This window comes from Methylomonas rhizoryzae (assembly GCF_008632455.1).
Lineage (GTDB): Bacteria > Pseudomonadota > Gammaproteobacteria > Methylococcales > Methylomonadaceae > Methylomonas > Methylomonas rhizoryzae.
Window position 1 is genome coordinate 1523383 of sequence record NZ_CP043929.1, and the last position, 26255, is coordinate 1549637.

The 26255-nt window shown below is 58.3% G+C and carries 10 protein-coding genes and 1 riboswitch; of the genes, 4 read left to right on the top strand and 6 right to left on the bottom strand.

All coding sequences use genetic code 11. The features are described from left to right. Positions 1 to 167: 167 nt before the first annotated feature. From F1E05_RS07090 to F1E05_RS07115, 6 genes are all read right to left on the bottom strand, one after another. Complete coding sequence (locus F1E05_RS07090) at positions 168 to 1733, bottom strand: efflux transporter outer membrane subunit (protein WP_150047631.1); 1566 nt, start codon at positions 1731 to 1733, stop codon at positions 168 to 170. Next, complete coding sequence (locus tag F1E05_RS07095; RefSeq protein WP_150047632.1) at positions 1714 to 4158, bottom strand: HEAT repeat domain-containing protein; 2445 nt, start codon at positions 4156 to 4158, stop codon at positions 1714 to 1716. Before F1E05_RS07095 ends, F1E05_RS07090 begins: the two co-directional genes overlap by 20 nt. Before the next feature lie 59 nt (positions 4159 to 4217). Continuing rightward, positions 4218 to 8324, bottom strand: a complete 4107-nt coding sequence (locus F1E05_RS07100; protein WP_150047633.1) for a hypothetical protein — start codon at positions 8322 to 8324, stop codon at positions 4218 to 4220. Positions 8325 to 8395: 71 nt separating this feature from the next. Then, complete coding sequence (locus F1E05_RS07105) at positions 8396 to 8719, bottom strand: hypothetical protein (protein ID WP_150047634.1); 324 nt, start codon at positions 8717 to 8719, stop codon at positions 8396 to 8398. A 79-nt stretch (positions 8720 to 8798) separates the two neighbouring features. Further along, complete coding sequence (locus F1E05_RS07110; RefSeq protein ID WP_150047635.1) at positions 8799 to 9137, bottom strand: P-II family nitrogen regulator; 339 nt, start codon at positions 9135 to 9137, stop codon at positions 8799 to 8801. Positions 9138 to 9250: 113 nt separating this feature from the next. Further along, entirely contained in the window at positions 9251 to 10546 is a 1296-nt protein-coding gene (locus tag F1E05_RS07115) for an ammonium transporter (RefSeq protein ID WP_150047636.1), read from the bottom strand. Between the two features lie 402 nt (positions 10547 to 10948). Next, positions 10949 to 11027, top strand: a riboswitch (cyclic di-GMP riboswitch). Between the two features lie 37 nt (positions 11028 to 11064). Between F1E05_RS07115 and F1E05_RS20220 the strand changes: the two genes are divergently transcribed. The 4 genes from F1E05_RS20220 (at position 11065) to F1E05_RS07135 (ending at position 26151) form a co-directional block, all read left to right on the top strand. Then, a complete protein-coding gene (locus tag F1E05_RS20220) occupies positions 11065 to 11829 on the top strand; it encodes a PEP-CTERM sorting domain-containing protein (protein ID WP_190303272.1) in 765 nt (254 codons plus the stop codon). A 75-nt stretch (positions 11830 to 11904) separates the two neighbouring features. Continuing rightward, positions 11905 to 13488 (top strand): type 2 periplasmic-binding domain-containing protein, encoded by a 1584-nt coding sequence (locus F1E05_RS07125; protein ID WP_150047637.1) that lies wholly within the window; start codon positions 11905 to 11907, stop codon positions 13486 to 13488. 251 nt (positions 13489 to 13739) lie between these two features. Beyond that, positions 13740 to 15536 (top strand): ShlB/FhaC/HecB family hemolysin secretion/activation protein, encoded by a 1797-nt coding sequence (locus F1E05_RS07130; protein ID WP_232056807.1) that lies wholly within the window; start codon positions 13740 to 13742, stop codon positions 15534 to 15536. 61 nt (positions 15537 to 15597) lie between these two features. Then, positions 15598 to 26151 (top strand): filamentous haemagglutinin family protein, encoded by a 10554-nt coding sequence (locus tag F1E05_RS07135; RefSeq protein WP_150047639.1) that lies wholly within the window; start codon positions 15598 to 15600, stop codon positions 26149 to 26151. The last annotated feature ends 104 nt before the right edge of the window (positions 26152 to 26255 follow it).

The window sequence follows — 26255 nt, forward strand, 5'->3', positions numbered from 1 at the left end:
TATGCTGTACCGGCAACCCTGTCTAAGCATCAATTTGCATGCATCATGATCCGGGTCAATGATGGCTAAGAAATTTTATTATCGGTTATCTGACGCCTGTCCGATCGAGCCGGCTAGGTTGCCTTAGTCACTGCCGGGCCGGGTGCGGTTAGCGGCAGCGCTACAGATCATTGCTCGGCTGCGCTGCCGGTTTCCAGCAATTCTCCCCAGTCGCTGCGTTGCGCCATCTGCTCCAGGAGTTCTCCGGGCAATACTGGGCGGCCTTCGCGGATTTCCCAACCTCCGCCCAAGGCTTTGTACAAGGCGATCAGATAGCCGGCGACATCGCCCTGGGCATGGGTCAGTTTGTCTTGCTGCTGGACCAGAAATTGTTGGGCGTTAAGCACTTTGATGTAGTCTTCGATACCTTCCTGATATTGGCTGAGAGCGATTGTCACCGCGCGTTGCGACGCGTCCACGCTGGCAGACAGATCGCCGATCTGTTCGCTGGATTTCAGGTAACCGACCATGGCGTCTTCGGCTTCTTGCAAGGCGGTCAACACGGTTTGCCGGTATTTGGCCAATTGTTCCTGAAATTTGGCATCCTGTACCCGTACATTGTTTTTCAGCCTGCCGTATTGCAGTATTGGCCAGGTGATGGTCGGGCCGATTTTGGCGGCCATGGCTTGCGAGCCCAACACGTCGAAAGCGTCTACGCCCTGGGTGGAGCCGGCCAGCGCGCCTATGCTGCCTTGCAGCGACAGACGTGGGAACAGGTCGGCTTTGGTCACCCCTATCATCGCGCTTTGCGCGGCCGCCCGCATTTCCTCGCGGCGAATGTCCGGACGGCGCCGTACCATGTCGGCCGGAATGCCAACCACGACTTCGGCCGGCGCGCGCGGAATCTCGCCGGGGGCGTTGAGTCGCTCGGACAGTCGATCCGGCGGCAAGCCCAACAATACCGCCAGCGCGTTTTGCGCTTGCCGCAAGCCGCTGTGCAAGGAGGTCAATAACGACTTGGTGGCATGCAGCAGCGATTTGGCCTGCTGCACGTCCAGCTCGGTAGCGATGCCGTTACGGTATTGGGCTTCGGCAATGCGCAGACTGCCTTGTTGCAAGTCCACGTTGTTTTGCGCCAACCGCAAGCGTTGTTCGAAGGTGCGAATTTGCGTGTACCGAGCCGCGACCTCGGCTGTCAAGCTGACCAGGATGTCGTCGTAGTCCAGTTCGGATACCGCCAGCATGGCCTCGGACGATTCGATGCCGCGGCGGAATTTGCCCCACAGATCCACTTCCCATAGTGCGTCCAGGCCGAAGCCGAACGAGGTGTAATAGCGGTCGAAAGTGGTGAAATTGGGTTCGTTGCCGCTGTGTTGGTTATGGAACAAACCCAGGTTGAGTTCTTGTTTTTGCGGAAACAGTTGGCCTTTGGCGATGCCCAGTTTGGCGCGCGACTCCAAAATTCTAATGGCCGCGGCCCGTAAGTCCAGGTTTTGGCCGTAGGCGGTTTCGATCAAGCCGTCCAGCACCGGATCTTGAAACAGCTGCCACCAGTTGCGAAATTCGCCGCGCTTCAGGGCCGGATGGTTGCCGTCCAGCCAGTTTTGCGAAACCTCGGCAATAGGCGGCTCGAAATCCGGGCCCAATTTCGCGCAAGCCGGGAGCAGGGCGGCGATGGGCCCCGCCAGCGCAACGACCGCAAGCAGAGCCGGCCAGCAAATCCTTCCGGGATGGTTAAGCGTGTTTGGCTTCATGTTCGTCTCCCGAGCCGGAAGCAATTTTGATCGGCACGATTGCCGGCGCCTTGGCGGTGGCCGCGCTGCCGAAGGCGGCCGGATTGGCGCGGTTGTTACCGCTGTGGCCGACCCGGACCGGTTCCAGTTTCAGCCAGGGCAAAATCAGGTAACTGACGAACAACGCGATTAATAGATTCAGCGGCCAACAGACCAGCCAGAACGGCACGCTGGCGGTTAGGTATTCGATGGCGCGCATGATGCGGATGTGTTCGCCGGTTTGTCGCAAGTAAAGTTGATATTCGTCGTGATCGAAAGCGCGCAGAAAATTCAGCAGCTGAAAGAATTCGCCGCTGCGGTGCTGTTCGTAAGCCTGTTGTAAATAGCCGTTGAGCGCTTTCAATTGCCGTTTGTGGAATTGGCTATGGCCTTGCCCTTGGGTTTGTGCCAGGTAGGAGACGACGTCCTCGACGTTTTCCGCCGCTTGCGGCAAGCTCAGATGCGGCGCCAGATAGCGCCAGATGCTCGGTCGGCTGTCGTGGGCTTGGTAGACGTGCATCAGATAGTGCAACAATACGTCCAGGGCTTCCGGGGATTCCAAGGCCAGCAAGGTGTTGAGCGCCTGGGTTTTGACCAGTAGTTCTTCCGGGGTGTGTTTCAAGGTGTCGACCAACCCGGCCAAGGCTTGTTTGTCTTCTGCGTGCCAGGTCGGTGCCGAGTCGCCGACCACGGATTGGCTGGCGGTGCCGTCGTTCAAAATCAAATCGATGACGTACAAGGCTTTTTGTTTGTCGCCGATATTGGCCAGCGCCGTGACGGCCCAAGCACGGCCGAATGCATCGGAATTGCTGCGGTAGTTTTGCAGCATGCGGATAATTTCGGTGAATTTGGGATCGCTGGAACCCTGGGTGTCGCGTATGGCGAAATTGCCGGCGGCAATGGCGGCCAGGCGGCGGACTTCCGGGTTTTGGTCGCGCATTAGCTCCAGCACCAACGGCATATGGTAAGGGTTTTTCAAATAGGCCAATTGCCAGGCCAGATTGGCTCGCACGGCGGGATCGGGCGCTATCAGCAGCTTATCCAATTGCTCGGAATAGCGGCCGGTCAGAGCGGTGCGCAGATTTTGCCATTGCACTGGATCCAGTCCCAACAACACCTCGCCGGCTTCGGGCGGGCGGTTTTCGGCTTGCAACTGGCGTAAGGTTCGGCGTATGTAGTCTTGTTCGAAGGACGGCCCGGAAAACAGGTCGATGTCCGGATACTTTTTCCGGTTCAAAAAATCCGCCACTGCTTGCGCCGGCGCCGTTTGGTACAGCGTGCGTACTTTGACGCCGAATTGCCGTTCGATGAAATCGTCCAGTCGGGCTTGGGAATAGCCGATGGTCGGCAAGGTTTTGTTGCGGTAATCCAGCAAAGGTTGCAATGCCGGCTTGCCCATCGCCCTTATGCCGCGCAAGACCGCTTCCCGCTTGGCCAGATATAAATCCAGGAAAGCTTGGTTCAAGCGCTTATGGCGCGGATATTCTTCATCCAGACGGTCGTAAACGCTGATCAACGGTTTGAAAAGGCGAATGTCGCCGGCGAAATGTTTGACCATGTAGTCGATGAATTCCACTTTGTGCGATTCGTCAACTTCGGTATCGGTGACCAGTTGCAACAGGACGTGAAAGCGTTCTTCGTCCTGGCGTTCGCTAAACGCCTGTTCGTCGCGGTCCAAAAGGCTCCAGGTTTCCAGCAGGGTTTTGTAACGGGCCTTGGAGATGGCGTTTTCCTTCAACAAATCGTCCACGTTTTCCTTGTCCAGCGCGTGGCGGCGCATCGCGGTGCTGGCGACAGAGGTGGCGTTCAATTGATTGTCGAACGCGGTCAAATCCTGTTGTTGTTTTTCCCTAAGGTTTTGCAGCACTTCGCGAATTCGGGCGTCTTTTTCCATCAACGGCCACAAGGCTTGCCAGCTCAGGGCACTGCGCTCCGGCTTGCCGGGTGTCGGCAGTGCGGCGGTTTGGGCAGTGGCCGGAACAACGGCTTCGGATTGCAGCGGCAAACCCAGCAGCCATTGTTGTTTGAGTTTGTCGATTTCGAGAGGTTTGGGCCGGTTGACTGCGAGGGTCGCGAACGGTAGCTCGCCGTACGGTAGTTGCGTGACGGTATAAAGGTATCCGCACCAAAACAGTAGCAAGATCAGCAGTGATTGAAAGAACACCTTGCCCCAGAACGAGGCCAGCAGGGTTCTGAAAACCAGGAATGCTGCGACGAAAGCTGCTGCGCCGACCTGAACGCCGGCGGGAATGATGCTTTCAGCCAGCAAACACAATGTGGATAAAAACAGTACGCTGAATAAAATCAGCCGGACAACCAGTTTTTCCCGATGATTTTTCGGTCTTTGTTCGGCATTCAGCAATAAAACAGCCAGAATCACGGCGATAGTCACGACGATAGGCAACACGATGCTGTTCTCCCTACGGTTAAGTCAGTGTGCGGGCGCCGGCTTGCTGCGCCCGGGTCTTATGCCACGTTGGCCCAGGCATCGTTGTGGTGGGTCAAGTGATCGTGCAAAAACCGGCGTTGCGCGCCGTCCAGCAGGGCGGTGGGTATGGCCAGGCGGCAAGCCGTTTGCTGATTGCGGATCAGCAAATGTTCCTCGCCGGCCACATGGCCCAACACTGCCACGAATTTGCCGCCTTTGCGGAATTTGGGCAGGTCGACTAGCGTGCCCTTGTCGCGGCCCGCGCCGGGGTGTAAATGCAATTTAGCCGGCAAGTCGTGCACGCCGCCGGACAAGGGGCTGAGGGCGATGGTCAAAGTATCGTTGCCGCCCAGCGTGACCACGCCGAGCGCTTGGTGGGCCCGGCATGGCATTTCCTGGTTGAACGACAGCAAGGCCTGGCGCGGCGCCATGGTTTGCACGTGAAAATCCATGGGCGATACCGGGTGTTTGGTCGATTGGATTTGTGCCTGATTGGCGGTATCGGCTTCGCCGGTCAGATTCATCAAGTCGATGCCCATGCCCAGCAAGGCTTGATACAGCAGCATGGCGCCGGGTATCCAGCGAATGACGTCCCAAATGGCGCGGTTTACCAAGGCCTTGCGCCGTTCGCCCAACACGAATTCCACGATCAGGCCGTCGCACAAATCGATCAGACGCCGGTTGACCAGTCGCAGTACTTCCGGCGACAACCGCCCGTCGTATTGGCGGCGCAAGGACTCTAAATTGTCCGACAGCACCAGTTGGTAAGGCCGGGCTTCCCAATCGCGGGCGTCCTTGTTCATGTAATACGAGCCGGAACGCACTTTATCGCGCGATTGCGGTTGGCCGCCGTTGAAGCGGATGCCGCCGATCTGGGCGAATACCATATTTTCTTCCGAGGCGTTGTTGGCTTCTTCCACGCCCATGCGTTCGTCCGGAGTGCGGTGTATCGTCACCACGCCGCGATGAGCGCGGATGCCGAAACGATGCAGCGCGTCCTGTACCGTATCCGCCCAATAAAAAAACGGCGTGATGAAGGCCGGGGCGTTGGCAAACAAGGTGGCGTTGTAGCGTTCTATCATCCGGGCGATGTAACGTCGGTCGATATACAGCTCGGCGCGGGCGCCGATGCGTTCCCACAGCGGCCGGCCTTGCCAATAGCGGATGCCGCAATGGATCAACCACAACGCGAACAAGAACAGCACGGCGTCCAGGACGTGGGCGACGGTGGCGATGCCGGGTACGGTTTGCAACGGCGCGCTGAGCAGCGCGAACACCGGAATACCGAATACCGTGGCGATAGCGATATAGGCGGCGAACAGGGCATAGGCGCGCACGAACTCGATGGTGTTTTCGGCGCGGGCCTTGGCTTCGTGCTCCAGTGCTGCGCGGTCCGGCGAGTCTATCGGCTGTCCGGCGGCATTGCGGCCCACCCGGTTGGCGATTTCCACCTCATAGACCACGATTTGAAAATTGCGGAAGGCTTCCAAATCGGCCAGTTGCAAGTCGTGGCGTATTTCCGGTTTTTTCAGTCCTACCCTATCGCCTTGTTGCTGCAGCGCCTGCCGGGTTTCCAGTACCCTTTGCGCCAAATGCAGCAAGATTTCGGTCAGGACCGCGTGAGTGGCGACCGGAATCAAGGTGGCCGCTTCCGAACGACGTCGGCCGCAACTGCCGTCCGGCGCCCAATGGCTCAAATTGACGAAGGTGTTGGGCAATAAGGGGTCTTCGGGGTGGAAGCCTTGGCCCAGCGCTTGGGTCATGGAGTTTAAAAAACATTGACTCAGCACGAAGCAGCGTTCCGCGCCGGCCCATTCGCGTGCCTTACGAATAGCGGCCAAGGTCGATTGGGTTTGCGCCGAATTGCTGACCCCCAAAAACAGGGTTTGCGGGCTGTAGCGGCCGATACCTTCGCGGCGGGTGCGTTTCATTTCCTTCAACACATTGCCGGAGTTTTCCGCCCGAATGCGTAGACCCGGCAATATGGAATGGAGGGCCAGACTGAATTCCTGCACCAAATCCTGATTGAAGTCGACGCCGAACAACACCAGATCGTGCTTGTCCGGTTCGCGCGTTTCGTCTTGCAGGCGTTCGAGCAGCAAGTCGGCAAAATGTTGCATGGTGTCCCAGTTTTCCCCTTGCGGGGTGAAGGATTCCCTGATTCGCCGCAACACGTAGGGGATGTCTTTGATGTCTTTGCCGACGTCTTCGGTCGGGTTGACCTCGTGCCGGGTGTGACGGTCGATTTTCGGGTTGCCGTTGACGGCGAACCAATGGCAGAACTCGGCGTGAGCCGGTGCATTCAGGACGGTGCCGGCCGCAATGACCGGGGACAGCTCCAAATCGGCGTCGGCTTGGGCCCGGTCGTAAATGCGGATCGGATCTTGGCCGGGTTGCGGCCGGTATTCCACAGTGGCGAACTGACCGTCTTGCAAATAAATTTGCAGCGCATCGTCGTCGGCGTGGCCGTGCTGGAGCGCGCTGGTGACGCCCTGCGGTTCAGCGCTGCCGAAGATTTCGTTGCGGCTGCGGTTGTAACCGATCGAAAACGCTTGCGTCAGCGAGAACACGCCCAAGCGCGGTTCCAAGGTGCTGCACACCATCAAGGCGAATTCGCCGACCAGGTCGCGCGACGCCAGACGCATCACATAGGTCAGGTCGTGATGATAAAACGCGGTTTCGAAGCGGGCGATGAACTGGTCGAGCAGGTCGGCGGCAACCACGCCGTGGGCGCGTGTCCGCAATATCTCGCGTAGGCGTTGCTTGTGGCAATCTTTCAGGTCGGCAAGCGATTGGGCGGCGGGTTTCAGACAGCGCTCAGGGTTTTGGCTGCCCAGTTTGTTCAATTCGATGTCGATCTCTTCGGCCCAGTGCAGTAACGGGTTTAGGTTGAATTTACCGGCGACGATGTCGCGGTTGTAATCCAGGCCGGCCGTGAAATAGGCATAGCGCAGGGCTTTGTACGCCAGGCCTTGAGTGAAATGAAAGTCTAGCCATTCAGCTACGCTGCGCGAGTCGGAGTTGCCTTGGGAGGTGGTGACCGGCATCGCCGCCATAAATATCGCGCGCGCTTCCATCTGGCTGAAATAGTGCCGGAACGGTTTGGCGTTCAGGGTCAAATCCAAATGCACGCCGTCCATGTCGCCGTTGTGGGCAATCATGTTGAACACCTCGCCGTTGACGTTGTGCAAGCAGCCATTCACAACCTTGTGCTGAGTCATTTGCGCGAAATGTTCGTACCAATGCGGTTGGGCGTTGTGCCAATGGGTTGCGCCGCCGGTGGCATAGCGCAAATGCAGCAGGATTGCTTCGAAATCGCCGGCTTTGCCGTAGCCTTCGCGGCGGGCTTTGGTCAGCAGCGCCGACATTTTTCGGCAAACCACTTTGACGATGTCTTCGCGTTTGCCCTTGACCGCTTTGTCGAAAATGACGGACAAGGCATCCAAACGCTTGACGATGATGGAAAAGCCGCCGGATTGGCCGCCGCGGGTCGAGGCTTCCCGGGCCAGAATTCCCACCAGTTCCCGTAGCCGGTCGGAAACCAGCTGCGGTGACGATTTATCTTCGGGATCCAATCCGTAACGCACGGCGAAGGCCGGACCACAAGCCAGTGCGGCGGCCCGGCCGTAGAGCATGGCCCGGATGTCCGGCCACGAACACATCGCCAACAGTGCGGTAGCGTAAAAACAGGTCAGCACATACAGGTCGGCAACGAGTGGCAACGGCGAGACGTCCAATATCTCCGGCTGTCGCAGAACCGCAGCCGTCAACCCGCTCAAGTTCGCGGCGATGCCGCCGGCAGCGCCCAGTCTGCATTGCCATGCCGTCAGCTTGTCCAGTTCGATGTGCGGCGTTTGCGATACGCCCTGCGTAAGGTTGCCGCCGGGCAGTAGGCCGAGAATAAGTTTGTCGGCGGGAATGTTTTCCAGGATGACCGTGCGGCTCAAGTAGCGCGACGAACGGGTGGCGAGCGACAGTGCAAACGCATGGCCCAGCCCGTGTACCAGCAAATTCAGCAGCTTGAATAGTCGCCAAGGCCAAAGCAATAGCTCCAAGGCAATCATGGGTGCGCTTAGGGCAGCATTTACTACCCGGGCGCGGCGGTTGCAACGGCGGATGCCGATCGGCGGGATTTTGGCTTTCATTTGCGACCCCACATGCGAGATAACGGTTTTGCCGATGAGTGCGTTCCTTGGCGGCACTTGCAGTGCTTACATCAGGAACACAGCTCCTCGGCGCGTTTGTTGGCCGGAAACACTTGGCCGTCGGCGGTGACGCGCCACCGATAGCGAATTTCCATGGCTTTACTGACCATGTATGCGCGTTCGACTTCCAGCCCGTCGTCGGACGAATACACATGCCAGCCCAAGTCCCGTTGGCTGTGGCGGGCTTTTTGTTTCAACAAGTCGTCGATGTTTTCCCCGTTGACACAAGGCTGCGCCCTAACCAGATTGCCGGCGGCGTCGTCATCGGCGGCGGCCGTATGGCCTAGCGCTAGGCTGAGGGCGGCGGATAACAATACTTTCAAGCGGTATTTCATGAGTCGTCTCCGAATTCGGCGTTCACTGTAACTTAATAGTAATATCGAATCAATATCAATGTGCTTGCCGAATGCCTGGCTAAATGGCGTCTTCGCCGGTTTCGCCGGTGCGAATGCGCACGCTTTGCTCGATGGTGGTCACGAAAATTTTGCCGTCGCCGATTTTGCCGGTTCGGGCCGATTTGAGGATGGCTTCGACCGCGCGTTCCACCATATCGTCGGGTACGGCCAGTTCAAGCTTGGTTTTGGGGACGAAATCCACGCGGTACTCGGCGCCGCGGTATAGTTCGGTGTGGCCTTTTTGCCGTCCGAATCCGCGCACGTCGCTCAAGGTCAGGCCTAATACGCCGATTTGCGACAAGGCATCCCGGACTTCCTCGGTTTTAAACGGTTTAATAATGGCGGTGATTAATTTCATGCGGACTCCATTAGCTATGGCGAAAAGCGTTGACAGTCGGCCATCCCCGCGCGGAAGCGAGCAGGCTGGCGCCATTCGGTCGATAGTGCGATTTCGGCGGGTCGGAACGGAGACTAAAAGTTGTAGCCTTGTTCGTTGTGCTGGGAAATGTCCAAACCTTCAGTCTCCTCGTTGGCGGATACCCGCAGCCCCAGAGTCATGTCCAGCCCTTTCAAAATCAAAAAACTGATGCCGGCGCTCCAGATCAGCACGCTAGCGACCGCAATCGCTTGCACGGTCAGTTGGCCGGCGATGCCGTTTTCGCTGAGTATGCCGATGCCGCCTAAGGCCTCGTGGGTCAGCACGGCGGTCAATAAAGAACCGACGATGCCGCCGACGCCGTGAATCGCGAATACGTCCAGGGTGTCGTCTATCGCGAAGCGGCGTTTGATCATATGAAGCGTCAGAAAACACAAACCGCCGGCCAAGGCGCCGACCAGCAAGCCGCCCAAAGGCGAGATGAAGCCGGCGGAGGGAGCGATCATGCCCAGCCCGGCGACCATGCCGGTAATCAAGCCCAGGCCGCTGGGTTTGCCGAACCGCAGCCATTCGCTGGCCATCCAGGCCAGCGAGCCGGCCGCCGCGCTCATATGGGTGGACAGCATCGCTACACCGGCGGCGCCGTTGGCCATCAAGGCGCTGCCGGCGCTGAAGCCGTGCCAGCCTACCCAAAGGATGCCGGCACCGGTAGCGGTCATGGTCAGGTTGTGCGGCGGCATCGGCACACGCGGAAAGCCGCGGCGAGCGCCCAGCATCATCGCGCCAATCAACGCGCCGGTACCGCCGGCCACGTGCACCACGATGCCGCCGGCAAAGTCCATCACGCCCAATTTGGCCAGCCAGCCGCCGCCCCAAATCCAATGACAGACCGGCACGTAGATCAACAGCTCCCACAGGCCGACGAACCATAACAGGCTGGAAAACCTCATCCTTTCGGCAATGCCGCCGACGATCAGTGCCGGCGCGAAAATCGCGAAGGTCAGGTGATACATGCAAAATACGGTTTCCGGCAGATTATCTTTTAGCGTGTCGGCGTTCATGTTCAACAGGGTCAGGCGCGATAAGCCGCCTATCAGCGAATTCCAGCTACCGCCGTCGCTGAGCGCCAAGCTGTAACCGGCGAACAGCCAGATTACCGAGACCAATGCGGTCACGGCAAAACAGTGCATCAACACCGAAAGCACGTTTTTGGTGCGAACTAGGCCGCCGTAAAACAGGGCCAGTCCCGGCACCGTCATAAACAACACCAAGCCGGAGGCCGTTAAAATCCACGCGGTATCAGCACCGTTCAATTCATCTGCGGCGGCGGACAGCGGCCAGCCGGCGGCAGTGGCAAGCGCGATTGCGACATAAGCGGTGCGAGTAGTCATACGGTCTCCAAGCGGCGTAAGCGCACAGTAATGGTGCGAATGCCCGGTATGATGATCTACTTTGGGGCAAATGGCAAACTAATTTCGATTCGATCTCGTGCTGTTCGGTTCCATTCTTACCATCGGCGTCGGCAATGTATTACGTTTTACACAACGTTAATCCACTTGTAACTGAAAGCTCTCATTTGCTCTGGAAAAATATGCGCAAACACCAAGCGCTGTTGCAGCGCTGGATGTAAGGCATTTGCCGAGTGCAGGGAGAGTCGGCAAGGGAATAGGGATGGCACGTCCGGGGTAGGGCGAGGGAAGAGGTAGGGAGTAGGTTGGATGCGGTTCGTTTTATGGTAGCGGGGAAAGGCCGCGTTGTTTATCTGTTAGATAATTCGGCCCGCGATTTAAGGAGTGTGTAAAAGCCAAACCCGCCGCGAGGCGGGGACGGAAAGTTACAGGTCTTGCCCGGCAAGACGGCTGAACTGTCACCTCGTGTCTACGACTTTTTCAAACATGAGGAAATAGCAATGTTCAAATTTACAAAATTGGCGGTAGCGATGGCGATGCTGGCAGGTGCCGGCGCAGCGAACGCTAGCGTCATGTACTACGACGGCGGTAACAACGAAGCGTATTTGTCAGCTTACGACTGGACCACCGGTAAAACCTTCACGTTGGATACCGGTATTACTTACGACGAATTGGTGGCTAACCAGTTCAATACGTCTTACGCGTTGAATTACGATCTTAGCAACGATCCGAATTGGCAAAATTTCATTACCGGCGCCAACACCAGTGTAATCAAATACGTGGTTGCGGTCGGTAACTCGGTAGGTTTGGGCGCAGCCATCACCATGGACGGACCGCTGTACCCGACCGCCGGCGAAGACTACGGCATTTTCTGGGGTTCTAGTGTTGCATCCGCCATCGAAGGGCACGCGATCGATGTGAATGCCGGTTTAGTACAAGACCGCAACTTGAACGATACCAAATTGTCGTTGGACACCGATTCGCCGATGACCGGTCAGCACGGCTATGCCGACTCCATTTGGGGTAGCTGGATCCAAGATCCGCAAGTGGCTTATGGCGAATCTGTGGCCTTTCAATTGGGTGTGATGGACATCGTAGTCAATCCGGGCGACAACCTCACCAGCACCTTTGTGCAAAGATGGACTTTGGCCGGCAACAGCCTGACCTTCGAAGCACCTGCCGCCGTGCCGGTCCCAGGCGCGGTCTGGTTGTTCGGTACCGGCCTGCTGGGCCTGCTGGGCGCTCGCCGCAAAGCCAACGCGTAATTGCCTGAAGCCATTCCCCAAACAGCGGGGAATGGCCGCTTTCCTACCTTCAAAACTTTCATAGTGAGAAAAGTCATGAAAAACGTAGTATTGGGCGCTGCGGTTGCAGCTGCCTTGTTTGGCGGTGCGGCGCAAGCCGACGTTACTCTGGATGGCAACGGCAAAGTGGTTGTCACTCCGGCCAACACCTACGAAATTTATTTGTCCGGCGCCTCCGCGGCCTTGGAGTACATCGAGCATTTGTCTACCAGCACCACGGTAACCGCTGCCGAGCGCTTGTGCGACAGCACCAAACCGGTGTTTAAATTCAAAGACAACGGTTCGGGTAAAGACCAGGACGCTTACCTGTGTAGTTTGAACCCGCTGAACCCGCAATTGGTCGGTCTGGCCGGCGGCAAAACCAATTTGATGATTTACAAACGCAGCAAAGGCGGTTCTGCGTTCGGCGTATCGCCCATCATCGCCGAAGCCAAAGGCGCCAGTGCGAGCATCCAATTTTTGAACGTAGACCCCAGCATTTGTAGCGTACCGTCTCCGGCGCCGGCTGCCGGCGTGTTGAGTACCTCTACCTGTACTTATTCCGAAACTACCGTCGGCCAGTATCAATCCAAGGTGCCGGATTTCGGTATCTCCGACGTCGACCCGGAACAATTCCGCGGTGTTAACACCCCCAGCGGATTCGAGGCAATCAGCGCAAGCGACGTGAACTTCCTGAACGTCGAATCCGCCGGCGGCCAAGTATTCGGCATAGGCGCTACCTTGAAATTCCGCAACGCGCTGCAAGAAGCCCAGTTCGGCGTCGGCAACGCCTGCGTGGGTTCGGAAACAGAGGCCTGTATGCCCAGCCTGACCCGCGATCAAATCGCCAGCATCCTGACCGGCAAAATCGATAGCTGGCAAGACCTGAAAATCGGCACCTCCAACGTCTTCGCCAATGCCAGCGCCGCGTATAAACCGACCGGTTTCACCGGCCATCGCGTGCACGTTTGCACCCGTACCGACGGTTCCGGTACCAAAGCGCAAATGGGCATCAATTTCTTGAATTATCCTTGCGCCTCCGCCGCGACCGCGCCTAAAGCCGGTAACACGAGCGTTCCGGAAGTGGTAGCCGAAACTAAAGTTCACCAAATGTCATCCTCGGGTACCGTGTCCGAATGCATGGGCGAACTGGACTCAGGGTCCAACACCATCGGCAGCGCATTCAACAACACCTACGGTACCCGTTGGGCTATCGGCATTCAAGGCTTGGAGAAAAATGCCAGCCGCTCCGAAGACTGGCGTTTCGTAAAAATCGACGGTATCACCCCTACCCTGGAAAACGTAGCCAAAGGCAAATACCACGATTGGGCGGAATTGACCTTCCAATACAGCAAAACCCACGTCTTCGACGCCGGCGAAAAAGCCATCGTCGACGAGTTCATCAAAGCGGCCAGCAACCCGGCCGTGATCGTCACCTTGAACGCTACCAACAACCACTCGTTCGGTCAAAGCGGTTACTTGGCGTCGCCGAAAAACTACACCCCGGAAACCAACGGCGTGTTCGCAGCCAGTTATCCGGTAAACCCTTACAGCCACGCAACCACTTCGCAAAGCGTCAACAACTGCCGTATCCCTGCCGTTTACGACTTGGGTACTTCACGCGGTATTCAATTGCAGTAAGCCCCCCGCTTACTGGCAGCCAGGGATGGCTGCAACCCGCTTCTCGAATGCCGTAGAAACAACTAGGCGCTGCGGCTGATTCGAGAAGTCAACCAAGTCAATCGCTTTCCATAAGTGATTGGCTTTTACGATTTTTACCGAGCAAGGATTTTGGGCGCGGGGGATTGGCTCGTCATCGGCCAATGCCGGTCGTCAAATTAGGGCGTCGAGCAAAATCGACGTACCGCCTTGAATTTAGCGAAAGCAACATCGTGATAGATAGATTTATTCTTCAACGCCGAATCGGGCGAGTATCCATCGGCTCAATTTCCACCAGCAACCCATGGCATAGGGGGGCTGGATCGTTACCGCATTGGAAGGCGGTATCCGGGCAATGCGTCAGTCTGCTCTTACTTGCGGCCTTATGGTTGCCGAGTGCTCCTACCTGGGCACAGGCGGAAGAGGCGAACGGCGAAAATGCTAATGATGCCGAAACCGGAACGGGCCCAGCGCAAAACGATCCTCAGCCGGCGGCAGCCCCGCGTTTCGATCTGCTGGAACTGCGGGTCAAAGGCAACAGCACTCTGGACAAAAACCAGCTGGAACGCACCCTGTATCCGTTCCTAGGTCCGCAAAAATCCATAGACGACGTGGAATCGGCCCGAGCCGCATTGGAAAAACTCTATCAGACCAACGGTTACCAGACTGTAGGCGTGGACATTCCGGAGCAAAACGTCAAAAACGGCGTGGTCTATCTGCAAGTGGTGGAAGGCAAGGTGGCGCGCTTACGGGTTAAAGACGCCCGCTATTTTTCCTTGGGCAACATCAAGGCCGCGCTACCGGAACTGGCCGAAGGCACGGTGCCCAACTTCCCGAAAATGCAGCAACAGCTGGCCCACTTGGCTACCGAAAGCCCGGACCGGCAAATCGTGCCGATTTTACGGGCCGGGGAAACCCCCGGTACCTTGGAAGTCGATTTGAAAGTCAAAGACGACATGCCCTTGCACGGCAAACTGGAAATGAACGGTCGCAACACCGCCAACACCTCGCGGACCCGCTTGGTGGCGTCGTTGCGTTACGACAATTTGTGGCAACGCATGCATAGCGCATCGTTGATGTATCAGGTTTCGCCGGAACAAAGCCAGGAAGTGGACGTTTGGGCCGGCACTTACGCCATGCCGTTGTTCGACGGCGACTCGCGGCTGGTGTTGTACGCGGTCAACTCGTCTTCCAGCGCGCAGGTGGCCAGCGCCGGGGATTTGTCGGTGATCGGTAACGGGCAAATCTACGGTATGCGTTGGATCAAGCCGTTTAAAGCGCTGGGCCGCTACCTTCATAACGGCGGCTTCGGGGGCGATTACAAGCACTTCAGCCAGAATCTGAAATTGCTCGGTGCCGACGATCAGGCCACGCCCATCAGCTATGTGCCCTTTGTCGCTCAATACGGCGGTCACTATCGCGGCGAGTCCGCCACGTTCGGCATGGACTTGGGCCTGCATTGGGCGTTTCGCGGCTTGGGTAGCGACGAAGCCGAATTCAATAAAAAACGCATCGGTTCCAACTCCAATTTTATGTACGTCACCGGTAATTTCGACTGGAGTTACGACCTGCCTTACGGTATGCAATGGGTAGGCCGCTTTGCCGGCCAGGCGGCCAGCGAACCCCTAATCAGCAACGAACAATTTTCGCTGGGCGGTATGCAAAGCGTGCGCGGCTATAACGAGACCCAAGCCCTGACCGATAGCGCGGCCGTCGGTTCGCTGGAGCTGCGCAGCCCGCATTTGGGGGCCGAGGAATGGGATTATCTAAACGAACTCAAGTTACTGGCTTTTTTCGATTTCGGCAAAGGTTGGGTGGAAAAACCGTCGTCCGGCCAGTTCAAGGACTACGTGCTAACCAGTGCAGGCTTGGGCATGCAGTTTCAAATGCTCAAGCATTTCAACGGTGTGCTGGCGCTGGGGATACCCTTAACCACGTTCAAGGAATCGCCGGATGCGGACTTAACCGGCGGTACCGTGGTGCACAGCGGCGATCCGCGGGTGGATTTTAGAGTGGCAACCGAATTCTGACGGGCTTAACCGCAATCGGTCCGGACGAGTAATACGCAACCTTCGAACAGTAGGCAATATCATGGCTAATCGCAAATCCATCGGGCTGACGGCCGTTACGCAACCGACCGTCGATCTGAAACCGTTGGCCGCCGGGATTAAATGGGTGCTGGCCGGCAGCATGATGCTGGGCGCCCCGCTGAGCAGAGCCGAATTGCCGGTGCCCGATCCGGCCCGAGGCTGGGTTGCGTCCGGCCGGGCGGACCAGACCTTGGTCGACCAGGGGCAGACGCTGCAAATCGACCAGCACACCGATAAGTTGATTCTGAACTGGAAAAGCTTCGACGTCGGCAAGGACAATACCGTCAAATTCGTGCAGCCCGGCAGCAGCTCGATTGCCTTGAACCGCATTTACGATCAAAACCCCAGCAGCATCCTGGGCAAAGTCGTCGCTAACGGCCAAGTCTATTTGTTCAATCAAAACGGTTTTCTATTCGGCAAGGACGCGGTGGTCAACACCAATAGCTTGGTTGCAACCGCCTTGAATATCAGCGATGACGTGTTTCAACGCGGGATCACCCGCGTGTTCGACGAAGACGGGCGGGCCGCGCTGGCGATAGAACCGGGCAGCGGCTTCAACGCCGCAACCAGCAAGATATTGATCGATGCCGGTGCCAAGATCCATGTGGATGCCGGCGGCCGTATCATCTTGGCGGCGCCGACTATCGAGAACAACGGTTCGTTGGCGGCGGACGCCAACGGCCAGATCATCATGGCGGCCAGCGAAGACAAGGTGTATTTGCAGGCGGCGGATAGCGCTAGTCCGTTTTCCGGGTTGTTGGTAGAGGTCGATACCGGCGGCAAGGTGGAAAACGTCGGCTCGGTATTGGCCAAAGAAGGCAACATCACCCTGGCCGGCTATGCGGTCAACCAATCCGGTAGGCTGACCGCCACCACGTCGGTGGACGTGAACGGCTCGATACGCCTGCTGGCGCGCGAACAGCATACCGCTATCGGCGATAAATTATCGGCCGCTTCCACCGTGCGCGGCGAAAAAGACGTTTCCACAGTCACTTTTAAAAAAGACAGCGTCACCGAAGTGCAAGCCGATCAGGACGGCGGCAGCGCGGTGGACGAGCAGGAACAGCGCAAGTCCTACATCGAGGTTAACGGCCACGACGTGGCCATGATGTCCGGCTCCACCATACAAGGGCCTTCCGCGCAGGTAGAGATCGAGGCCAGCGATTCGGTAGTGGCGCCGGCCGCCGGCAACAGCGGCCGGTTTTGGATGGAAAACGGCGCCACGATAGACGTATCCGGCAGCACGCAAGCGACCGTGGCGATGGAGCGCAACATCGGGGAAATCTCGGTGCAAAGCTACGACCTGCGCGACGCGCCGTTGCAAAAAGATGGCCCGCTGAAAGGCGAAACCGTCAAGGTCGATTTACGCAAACAGACCGAAATCGTCGACACCAGCGGCGCCCGGGACAGGATAAAGCGAGGAATAGAGGAGCGTTTGGCCGAGGGCGGTGAGGTCAACATCACCGCGGCCGGCGACGCCGTCATCAACAAAGGCGCCAAAATCGATATTGCCGGCGGTTCGGTACGTTATTTGGCCGGCACCCTCTCGACCACCAAGTTGATGGACCAAGCCGGGCGTATCGTCGACATTAGCGACGCCGACCCGAACGAAACCTACGTCAAAGTGTTCGATACGGTCAAGAGCGTGAACGGCGACAAGGTCGAAAAAAACCCCTTGCCGGGTAATGCGATTTATCAGGCCGGCTACAAGGAAGGCAAAGATGCCGGCAGCGTCAACATTACCTCCCGGCATTTGGCCTGGAACGGTACGTTGGCGGCCGGGGCGCAAGCCGGGGTATTCCAGCGCGCGGCCGGCGCTCAACCGGACGGCGGCCGGTTTAGCTTCGATTCGAGCATAGACGCCAATGTCGCGCAAAACGTCAGTTTTCGCGCCGGCAACAGCAACGAAGACATAGCACTCGGACAGGATTTTCCGTTAGACGACCTCGGCCGGTCGCAGACGACGGTCCTATCCAGCCGGATGCTGAGTCAGTCGGGCGTCGAACACGTCGAGGTCAAAACCTACGGTAACGTCGATGTCGCCGAAAGCGCCAATATCAAGTTGGCCGCCGGCGGCGATTTTAAGGTAGAGGCGCCGAGCATAGACGTGCAGGGACAAGTGCAAGTGGCCGGCGGCACTATCGCCTTAAGCAATATAGGCAGCGGCGGCGTGCTGATAGGCCCGCGAGGCCGTTTGAATGTGTCCGGCCGTTGGGTCAACGACTATTCGGCCGGTCTCGGCGCCGATCCGCTCGGCGTGTTGGCCGTCAACGGCGGCAGCGTGATCATAAGCTCGCTAGGCGATTTAACCGTGCAGGCCGGCGCGCAAATCCGCGCCGACGGCGGCGCCTGGCTCAGTCAAACCGGCACGGTGACGGCAGGCGACGGCGGCAGTATCGCCTTGATCGCCGGCAATTCGAGCCGTCCCGGCCGCTTGAGTCTGGACGGAAGCGTATCCGCCGCGGCGATGGGCAAGGCCGGCAGCCTGACTTTAAGTAGCGACGCCATCGTGGTCGGCAATGGCGACGGCACGGGCGACGAAGCGATGCGCTTAAAGGTGACCGGCGCGGGGCGTTTCGCATTCGATCCCAAGGGCGGCTTCGGCAGCGTTGAATTAATCGGTAACGTCGGCGGAGTCTCGATAGAAGAGGGTACGGTGTTGAATTTGAAAACCGCCAACCTGGTATTGCGCGACGGCTTTTTGCAAAAACCCAGCGATAGCGACATTCGCGGTTTCAGCGATTTGGTGATGCTGCCGGAGCATTTGCGCGCCGCCACGCATTTGTCGCTGAGCGGTTTGCTGGATGTCGTACTAGGTACCGGCAGCTCGATCAGCGTCGATAAGCGCGGCAGCGTGGAGCTGGTGACCAATCGGGGCGGCATTTACATAGACGGCACGATCAACGCACCGGGCGGCTCGATTCGGGCAGCGATAGAAAGCATCGCGCTGGACCCCTACGTCGCCAGCCAGTCGGTGTGGCTGGGCGAGCATGCGCAGATATTGGCCCAAGGCACGGTGATACGCGACCCGGTCGATGCCTTCGGCAAGCAAAACGGCGAGGTGCTCGACGGTGGCGAGGTCAGCTTCGACGTGCAGCGCGGCGGCTTGGTGTTCGAGCAGGGCTCTTTGATTGACGTATCGGGTACCCATTCGGTGTTGGATGTGCCGGTGCAAGGCAAGCCGGCGACGGTCACCAAACCGACCGAGGTGTTCGGCGATGCCGGCAGCGTGGATATTAGCGTGGCCGAAGCGGCGATATTCGACGGCAAAATCGTCGGACTGGTCAGCTCCGACGGTGCGCGCGGCGGCCGTTTCAGTTTCACCTTCGACCGGGATAGACGGTTGCCGGACCCGTTTGCGCAGATTCCGTTTCCGGACGGCCCCTTGTTGTTATTGGTCCGCGACGAACAACAAGGCGACTACCGGGACGAATTCGGTTTCGGCGACGACATTCCGGAGTCGCGCATCGGCCAAGCGCTGCTATCGGCGCAAATGCTGGAACAAGGCGGTTTCAGCGACATTCGGTTGCAGTCGCCGGATAGCATCGTGTTCCAAGGGAGGGTGGATTTAACGGCCGCCGCGCGCATCGATTTGAACGCACCGGTCATTGCCGGCGAAGCGCTGAACGGCGTCGACGCCGATATTTCCCTAGCAGCGGCCTTGGTGCGCTTGGGTTCCTCGTTGACCGACCATGCGGCGACGGCGCCGCAATGGGGGAGCGGCGCGTTTTCGGCGCAAGCGCAATGGCTGGAATTGCAGGGTGCGGCCGTGTTCGACGGATTCGGTAGCGTTAAATTGAGCAGCGCTTACGACATGCGGACGGTGGGCAATTTGAACATCACGGACCGCGGCTATTTCGGGGAACTGCGCACCGCCGCCGATTTGACCCTGACCGCCAGTCAGATCTATCCGACGACCTTAAGCCAGTACCTGATCCGTATCGAAAACAACCCCCAGGGTAAGTTGACTATCGTCGGCAGCGGCAACAGCTCGGTGACGCCGTTGTCGGCGGCCGGCAAATTGACCTTGCAGGCGGCCAACATCGTCCAGGGCGGTACCCTAAGGGCGCCGCTGGGCAGTTTGCAACTGCAAGCCGGCGAATCGCTGGTTCTAGCCGACGGCAGTTTGACTTCGGTGTCGGCGGCCGGCACGGTGATTCCTTTTGGGGTGACCCAGGCCGAGCTGGATTGGTTGTATGTCCTGGATAGCGTGCGCAATCTGGTATTCGATACGCCGCCGGAAAAATCCTTGCTGTTGCAAGCGCCGGACGTGGAATTGGCGGCGGGCAGCACGGTGGATTTGAGCGGCGGCGGCGACCTATACGCTTACGAATTTTTGACCGGGGCCGGCGGAACTTACGATTATCTGGATCCTAACAGTGCCGGCTACAGCGGCGGTTTTGCCATCCTGCCGAGTTTGGGTTCGGAGTTGGCACCGTTCGATCACTACGAAAATACCACGGTCGGCTGGGATTACGCGATAGGCAGCAAAGTGTATTTAAGCGGTTCCAACGGCCTGCCGGCCGGTGAATACGTGATTCTGCCCGCGCATTACGCCTTGTTGCCCGGCGCGTTTTTGGTGACGCCGCAAGCCGGCAGCCTGGACCAAACGCAAAACATAGCTACCGTGTCGGGTTTGTCGGTAGTCACGGGTTATTTTACCGATGCGGGTACCAATGCGCGCGACGCACGGTGGAGCGGTTTCTTGCTGGAAACCGGCGAGCAGCTGCGCTTGCATTCGGAGTACGCCGAATCCGGCGCGAACGATTTTTACGCCGACAAAGCCGCGAAGAACGAAACCGCCGTGCCGTTGCTGCCGCAGGATAGCGGACAAATCGCATTGCTGGCCGGTACCCGGCTGGTATTGCAAAGCGAGTTTCTGGCGGAGGCGTTTAACGGCGGGCGCGGTGCCCGGATGGACATAGCCTCCGGCGCCATCCGCGTCGTCAATGCCTTGAGCGAAACGCCGGAGCAAGGCGTGCTGGAGGTGTCCGCCGAGCAATTGAATGCGCTCAAAGTCGATAGCTTGTTGCTGGGCGGTGCCCGACAACGCGATAAAGCCAGCGGCGCCACCAACGTCGAGGTCTTTGCCCGGCAAGTGGTGTTTGCCGCCGGCGCGCAGTTGGCGGTCAAGGATTTGAGCGCGGCGGCCAGCGATACGCTGGCGGTGGAAAGCGGAGCCGTGCTCAGCGCGCAGGGTGAAGTCAATACCGGCGACAGCGTGTTGAACGTGGTCGGCGACGGCGCATTGCTGCGGGTTTCCGGCGACGAGCAAGTCGTGCTGCAACGCCAAGACGCGCCCGGAGCCGGCGGCCGATTGAGCATACAGGAAGGGGCGAGCCTGACGGCGTCCGGCTCCATGCTGTTGGACGCCAGCCAATCCACCTTGCTGCAGGGCGATATTGCCATGCAGCACGGCTCGTTGAATTTGAGCGCCAACAGCATGAATCTGGGCGAAGTGGACGATTTGGACGCTAACGCACTGAATTTGTCCAACCGCAAATTGTTGGACCTGCAAGTCGACGAATTGGTGTTGTCGGTACGTAACGGCCTCAACCTGTACGGCAACGTGCAATGGGTCGATAGCGCCGGTCAAGCGGTATTGGATGAGAACGGTCAGGCGCAGCCGATCAGTTTCGGCCGCTTGGTGATAGATAGTCCCATCATCAACGGCTACGGCGCCGACGGCGATCTGGCAGGCATACAAGCCGACAGCTTGCGCTTGCAAAACAGTTTTACCACCACCTCGGCCGGCGCCGGCGGCAGCGGCAATTTGCGCTTAAGTGCCGATACGGTGGAGATAGGCGACGGCAAAGTCGGTTTGCAAGGTTTTGCCGAGGTGGCTATCGCTGCGCATAAACAGCTGCGCGCCGACGGCGACGGCGGCCTAAACGTCGCCGCCGACTTGACGCTAACCACGCCGGCCATCACCGCCGCCAACGGCGCGCAGTTAGACGTCGATGCCAGCGGTCATGCCTTGAACATACAGACTGCCGCCGCGGAGACAGTGGCCGATGCCAGCGGCTTCGGTGCCCGCATTGGCTTGACGGCGGACAGTATCGCGTTCAATACCCGGTTATCGCTGCCGACCGGGGAGCTTCGTCTCGATGCCTTGCAAGGCGACATTAGCTTGGGCGATAACGCGCAAATCGATTTGGCCGGCCGCAGTTATGCGATAGCCGATAGCAAAGGCTATACCGGCGGCGGCAATTTATACGCCACAGCGCAACACGGCGGGATCGGCATCGCGGAGCAAGCCACGCTGAATCTGAACGGCGGTGGCGGCAGCGCCAAAGGCGGACAATTGCATCTGAGCGCGGTGGAAAGCAGCGTGCGGATAGACGGGCAAATTCAAAACCAACAAGGCCGGGCGTTTGTCGATGTCGGCCAATTCGCCGCCGGCGGTTTCGACGGTTTGGTCAATACGCTGGCGGAAGCCGGGGTAACCGACACGGTTTACCTGCGCAGCCGGAATGACGACCTAGTGCAAGGGGCCGGTTCCACGCTAAAGGCCGCCAACATTACCTTGATCTCGGACAACGGTAGCATCGATTCGGCCGGTACGCTGAACGCCGACGGCACCGAGACGGGCGGGGCTATCCGGCTGTATGCCGGCGACCTCATTCGCTTGAACGGCGCAACCCTCAGCGCGACCGGTATCAAAGGCGGCAGCGTGTTGTTGTCGGCCACCGACAGCGACGGCGACGGCAATAGCGGCATCGTGTTGGCGGCCGGGGCCACGATAGACGTCGGAAACGGCACGGCTACGGCTACCGGCACCACTAAATTGCAAGGCGGCGAAGTCACCTTGCGCACCTTGCGCGACGGCAACGGCGTGCTGTTGACCGATAACGGCGCCACGGTCAAAGGCTACGCGGAAAAAGCCGCGGTTTACGATGCCGACGGCCAATTGACCGAGTACGGTTACCGGCAATTTTTCATCGAAGCGGTCAAGCGCTATCAGGACGACAACGGCTTTTTAACCGCGGACGATTACGCGGCGATTCAAGCCGATACCGCCGCTTATATGAGCGTCGCCAACATGCAAGCGGTGACCGATACCTTCGGCGCCCGCTTGCTGGCCGGGGTGGAAGTGGTTTACGCCGGCGACTTGATGGTGGTCGACAAATGGGATTTGGCGGACTGGCGTTACAGCGAGCGCGACGACTGGGTGGCGATGCCGGGTAGTTTAACGCTACGCGCTGCCGGCGATGTAAGCGTTTACGCCTCGCTTTCCGATGGTTTCAAAGACGGGGTTCTGCCTTCGCCGTTCGGCGACATTCCGTTTACCGATATGTTGCAAGGCGGCGAGTCCTGGAACCTGCGGGTGGTGGCCGGCGCCGATTTGGCCAGTGCTGATTGGCAGGCTAGCGGGAACGCCGGCGATCTATTGATAGGTCCCAACGTTGCCATACGTACCGGCAGCGGCGACATCGCCTTGAGCGCCGGCGGCGACGTGGTATTCAGCGATCAGACCTCGGTAGTTTATAACGCCGGGCGCATCAGCGAAACCAATCCCTACGGCAGTATGGATCTGCTGATGGCAATTGGCGCGTTGCCTTATTTGTATTACCCGGTAGACGGCGGCGACTTGACGATTAGCGCCGGCGGCAATATTCAAGGCGCGCAGAGCAGCCAGTTCATTGATGCCTGGATGGGACGGCAAGGCAGCAGCGATAGACTGGAAGATGCTTATTTGGCTTCAGTTGCGGCGGATCTGGCATCGCTAAAAGACGATGCCGCCGGTCTGCAAGCCTATATCGATAGCTTGCCGGATAATTTGCAGAAGCATATCTACGACGGATACAAGCTGGATAGTCTGGCCTATAGCGCTGCAACGACTTGGGGTTTGAGTCTCGGCAACGGAGTATTTCAACAAAACGTAGGCTCGTTCGGCGGCGGCTCGGTCCAAATTTCAGCCGGGGGCGACATCAACGACTTATCGGTAATGATGCCGACTACCGGTAAACAAACCGGCGATCCGGCCTACGACCCCAACAACCCGAGCACCTTGGGTTTTATTACCAACCAGGTCGAGGTCAACGGCGGTGGTACGCTGCAGGTGACCGCCGGAAACGACATTGCCGGCGGCTTGTATTATCTGGGCGCTGGTAGCGGCAATTTGCAAGCCGGCGGATCGATTGTTGGCGGGGGGCAATATTCCAACGGAGCACAACTATTGTTGGGTGATACCCAAATGACCCTGCAAGCTAACCGCGAGGTGGTGTTGGCTGGTGTTTCCGATCCGATGATCATGCAGCCAGAAGCGCAGGGGTCAACCAACTTCTTTAGTTACAGTGACGGTAGTTCGCTTTCAGTGTTCTCGTTGGGAGGTGACGTACACTTAGGCGGGAATATCCAAGCTATTGAAGCTGACCTAAATACTACTCAAAAGAATTTGGCGGTAGTGTATCCAGCCAGTCTGGATGTAAGGGCGCTATCGGGTAGCGTGGTGCTGGACGACGCTATTGCTTTATTCCCTTCGCCCGATGCGCAATTGGTTGTTTTTGCCGATCAAGATATTAAATCGGATGGATTAATTCAACTGGGTATGTCCGATGCCGATCGTGCATTGTTGCCGGACGCGCTGACGCCGATTGCTGCCGGATCCGAGTTACAAAGCGTAGAGGCGCGATTGCAGCCGTTCGGTTTAAATACTTTGGTTCATGCTGCTGTTCCCGTGCATAGCGGTGACGAAACGCCGGTTTACTTGGTTGCACAAAATGGCAGCATCGAAAACGTGCAATTCAGTTTGGCCAAGAAGGCTGTGATACGTACCGGCAGGGATTTCAAGGACGTGATTTTGCAAATTCAGCACGCCAATGCCGACGACGTATCGATCTTGGCGGTCGGACGGGATTTGAAATTTACCAGCAGCCGCGACCTGAACGGGGCCCTGAACGGCAACAACTCCAAAATCAATGTCTCCGGGCCGGGCGATTTATTTATCCAAACCGGTCGGCATTTCGATTTAGGCGCAGCCAAAGGCCTGTACAGCGACGGCGATTTGATCAACACCGGCTTGGCTGACTCCGGCGCCTCGATCACCGTGATGGTGGGGCTGAACGGCGGCCAACCGGATTACGCGAAGATTGTGAGCCGCACGGTCGGCTTGGCGTCCTACGGCGACGAGCTGGCGCCGGCCAAAACCCGCATAGTCGAATACATGAACGCGCTGGTGGCTAACAATCCCGAGGCCAAACAGGCGGTAGTCGCCTATTTGCGCGACAAGTTAGCCGGCGAATTGCATGCCGACACTTACGCATTGAGCGACGAGCAAGTGCTTAAATTGTTCGACGAGCGCGGCGATTTGAAAGTGGCGGCTTTTCAGGCTTTGCCGTCCGTTTACACGTTGGAATTGCAATTGGCGCTCAACGCTTTGCCGGACTATGCGGCGGCGGTGGCGGCGCATACCAAGGCGGGCGAGCAGACACTGGTGGACGATGCCGGCCTGCAAACGGCGCGGAATTTGATCGTCAACTTCGTGCGCAACAGCAGCGGCGATGCCGACATGAGCGAAGGCGAAGCATTGCAGCAATTCGCCGCGCTGCCGGCAGACGAATACGCCGGTTTGCAGCCCTTGCTGAACGACCTGTTGCTGCCGGGCGTGTTGGCGGTGATCAAAGAAGCCGGTACCCAAGGGGCGATTTCCCGCCAGTTGGCCGATTACCAGCCGGGTTACCAAGCGATTCAGTCCTTATTCCCGGCGGCCGACTGGAACGGCGATTTGAGCATGGTGTTCAGCACCATCCAGACCTTGGACGACGGCAACATCAACTTGTTCGTGCCGGGCGGCAGCGTTAACGTCGGCCTGGCCGCCGCCGTAGAGGCTAAAAAGGATTCCGAGCTCGGCATCATCGCCCAGGGCAAAGGCGACGTGAATCTGGTCATCGCCGGTTTCCGCCCCGAGCTGCGCGGCCTCAGCTATCAGTCCGACGGTAAAAAGCCGGATGCCGCCAAAGGCAGTTTGTTCGTTAACCAGTCGCGCATCTTTACCTTGGGTGACGGCAATATTCTGGCCTGGAGTTCGGACGGCGACATCGACGCCGGTCGCGGCGCCAAGTCGGCCTTGGATGTGCCCAGCGCCATTATCACCTATGACGAAAACGGCGACGTGCAGATCCAGTTTCCGCCTTCCGTGTCCGGCAGCGGCATTCGGCCCAGCGGCCGCGGTAAACCGTTCTTGTTCGCCCCGGTCGGCAAGATCGATGCCGGCGAAGCCGGTATCGGCTGTGCGGCGGGTTGCGTGCTCGGTTCCGCGACCTTGGCCAATGCCAGCAACATCGACGTGGGCAAGGGCGGCGGCATTGGCGTGCCCAACCAGAATGCCGCAGCGCCGGCGTTGCCGGCCGGGGTAAGCAATTTGAACGCCGCGGTCGGGCAGATGGCGGAAAGTTCCGCGACCAAGGCCGGCGGCGGCTCGGCCGACAGCAGCAATCAAGCGGCCTTAGGCCTGTTGAGCGTCGAGGTGCTGGGTTTCGGCGAACCGGGCGTAGAGTCCGCCGGCGGCGCTGCGGGAAATTCGGGTTCCAACAAACCGAAAGGGGCGCTTTAATTGAATTATTAGTATTTACTAATGTTTATTAAAATCAGTTAAAACGTCATAAAAATGTCAAATTGTGCTGACATAATTCACAAAGTTGAAATTTTTAGAGTGAC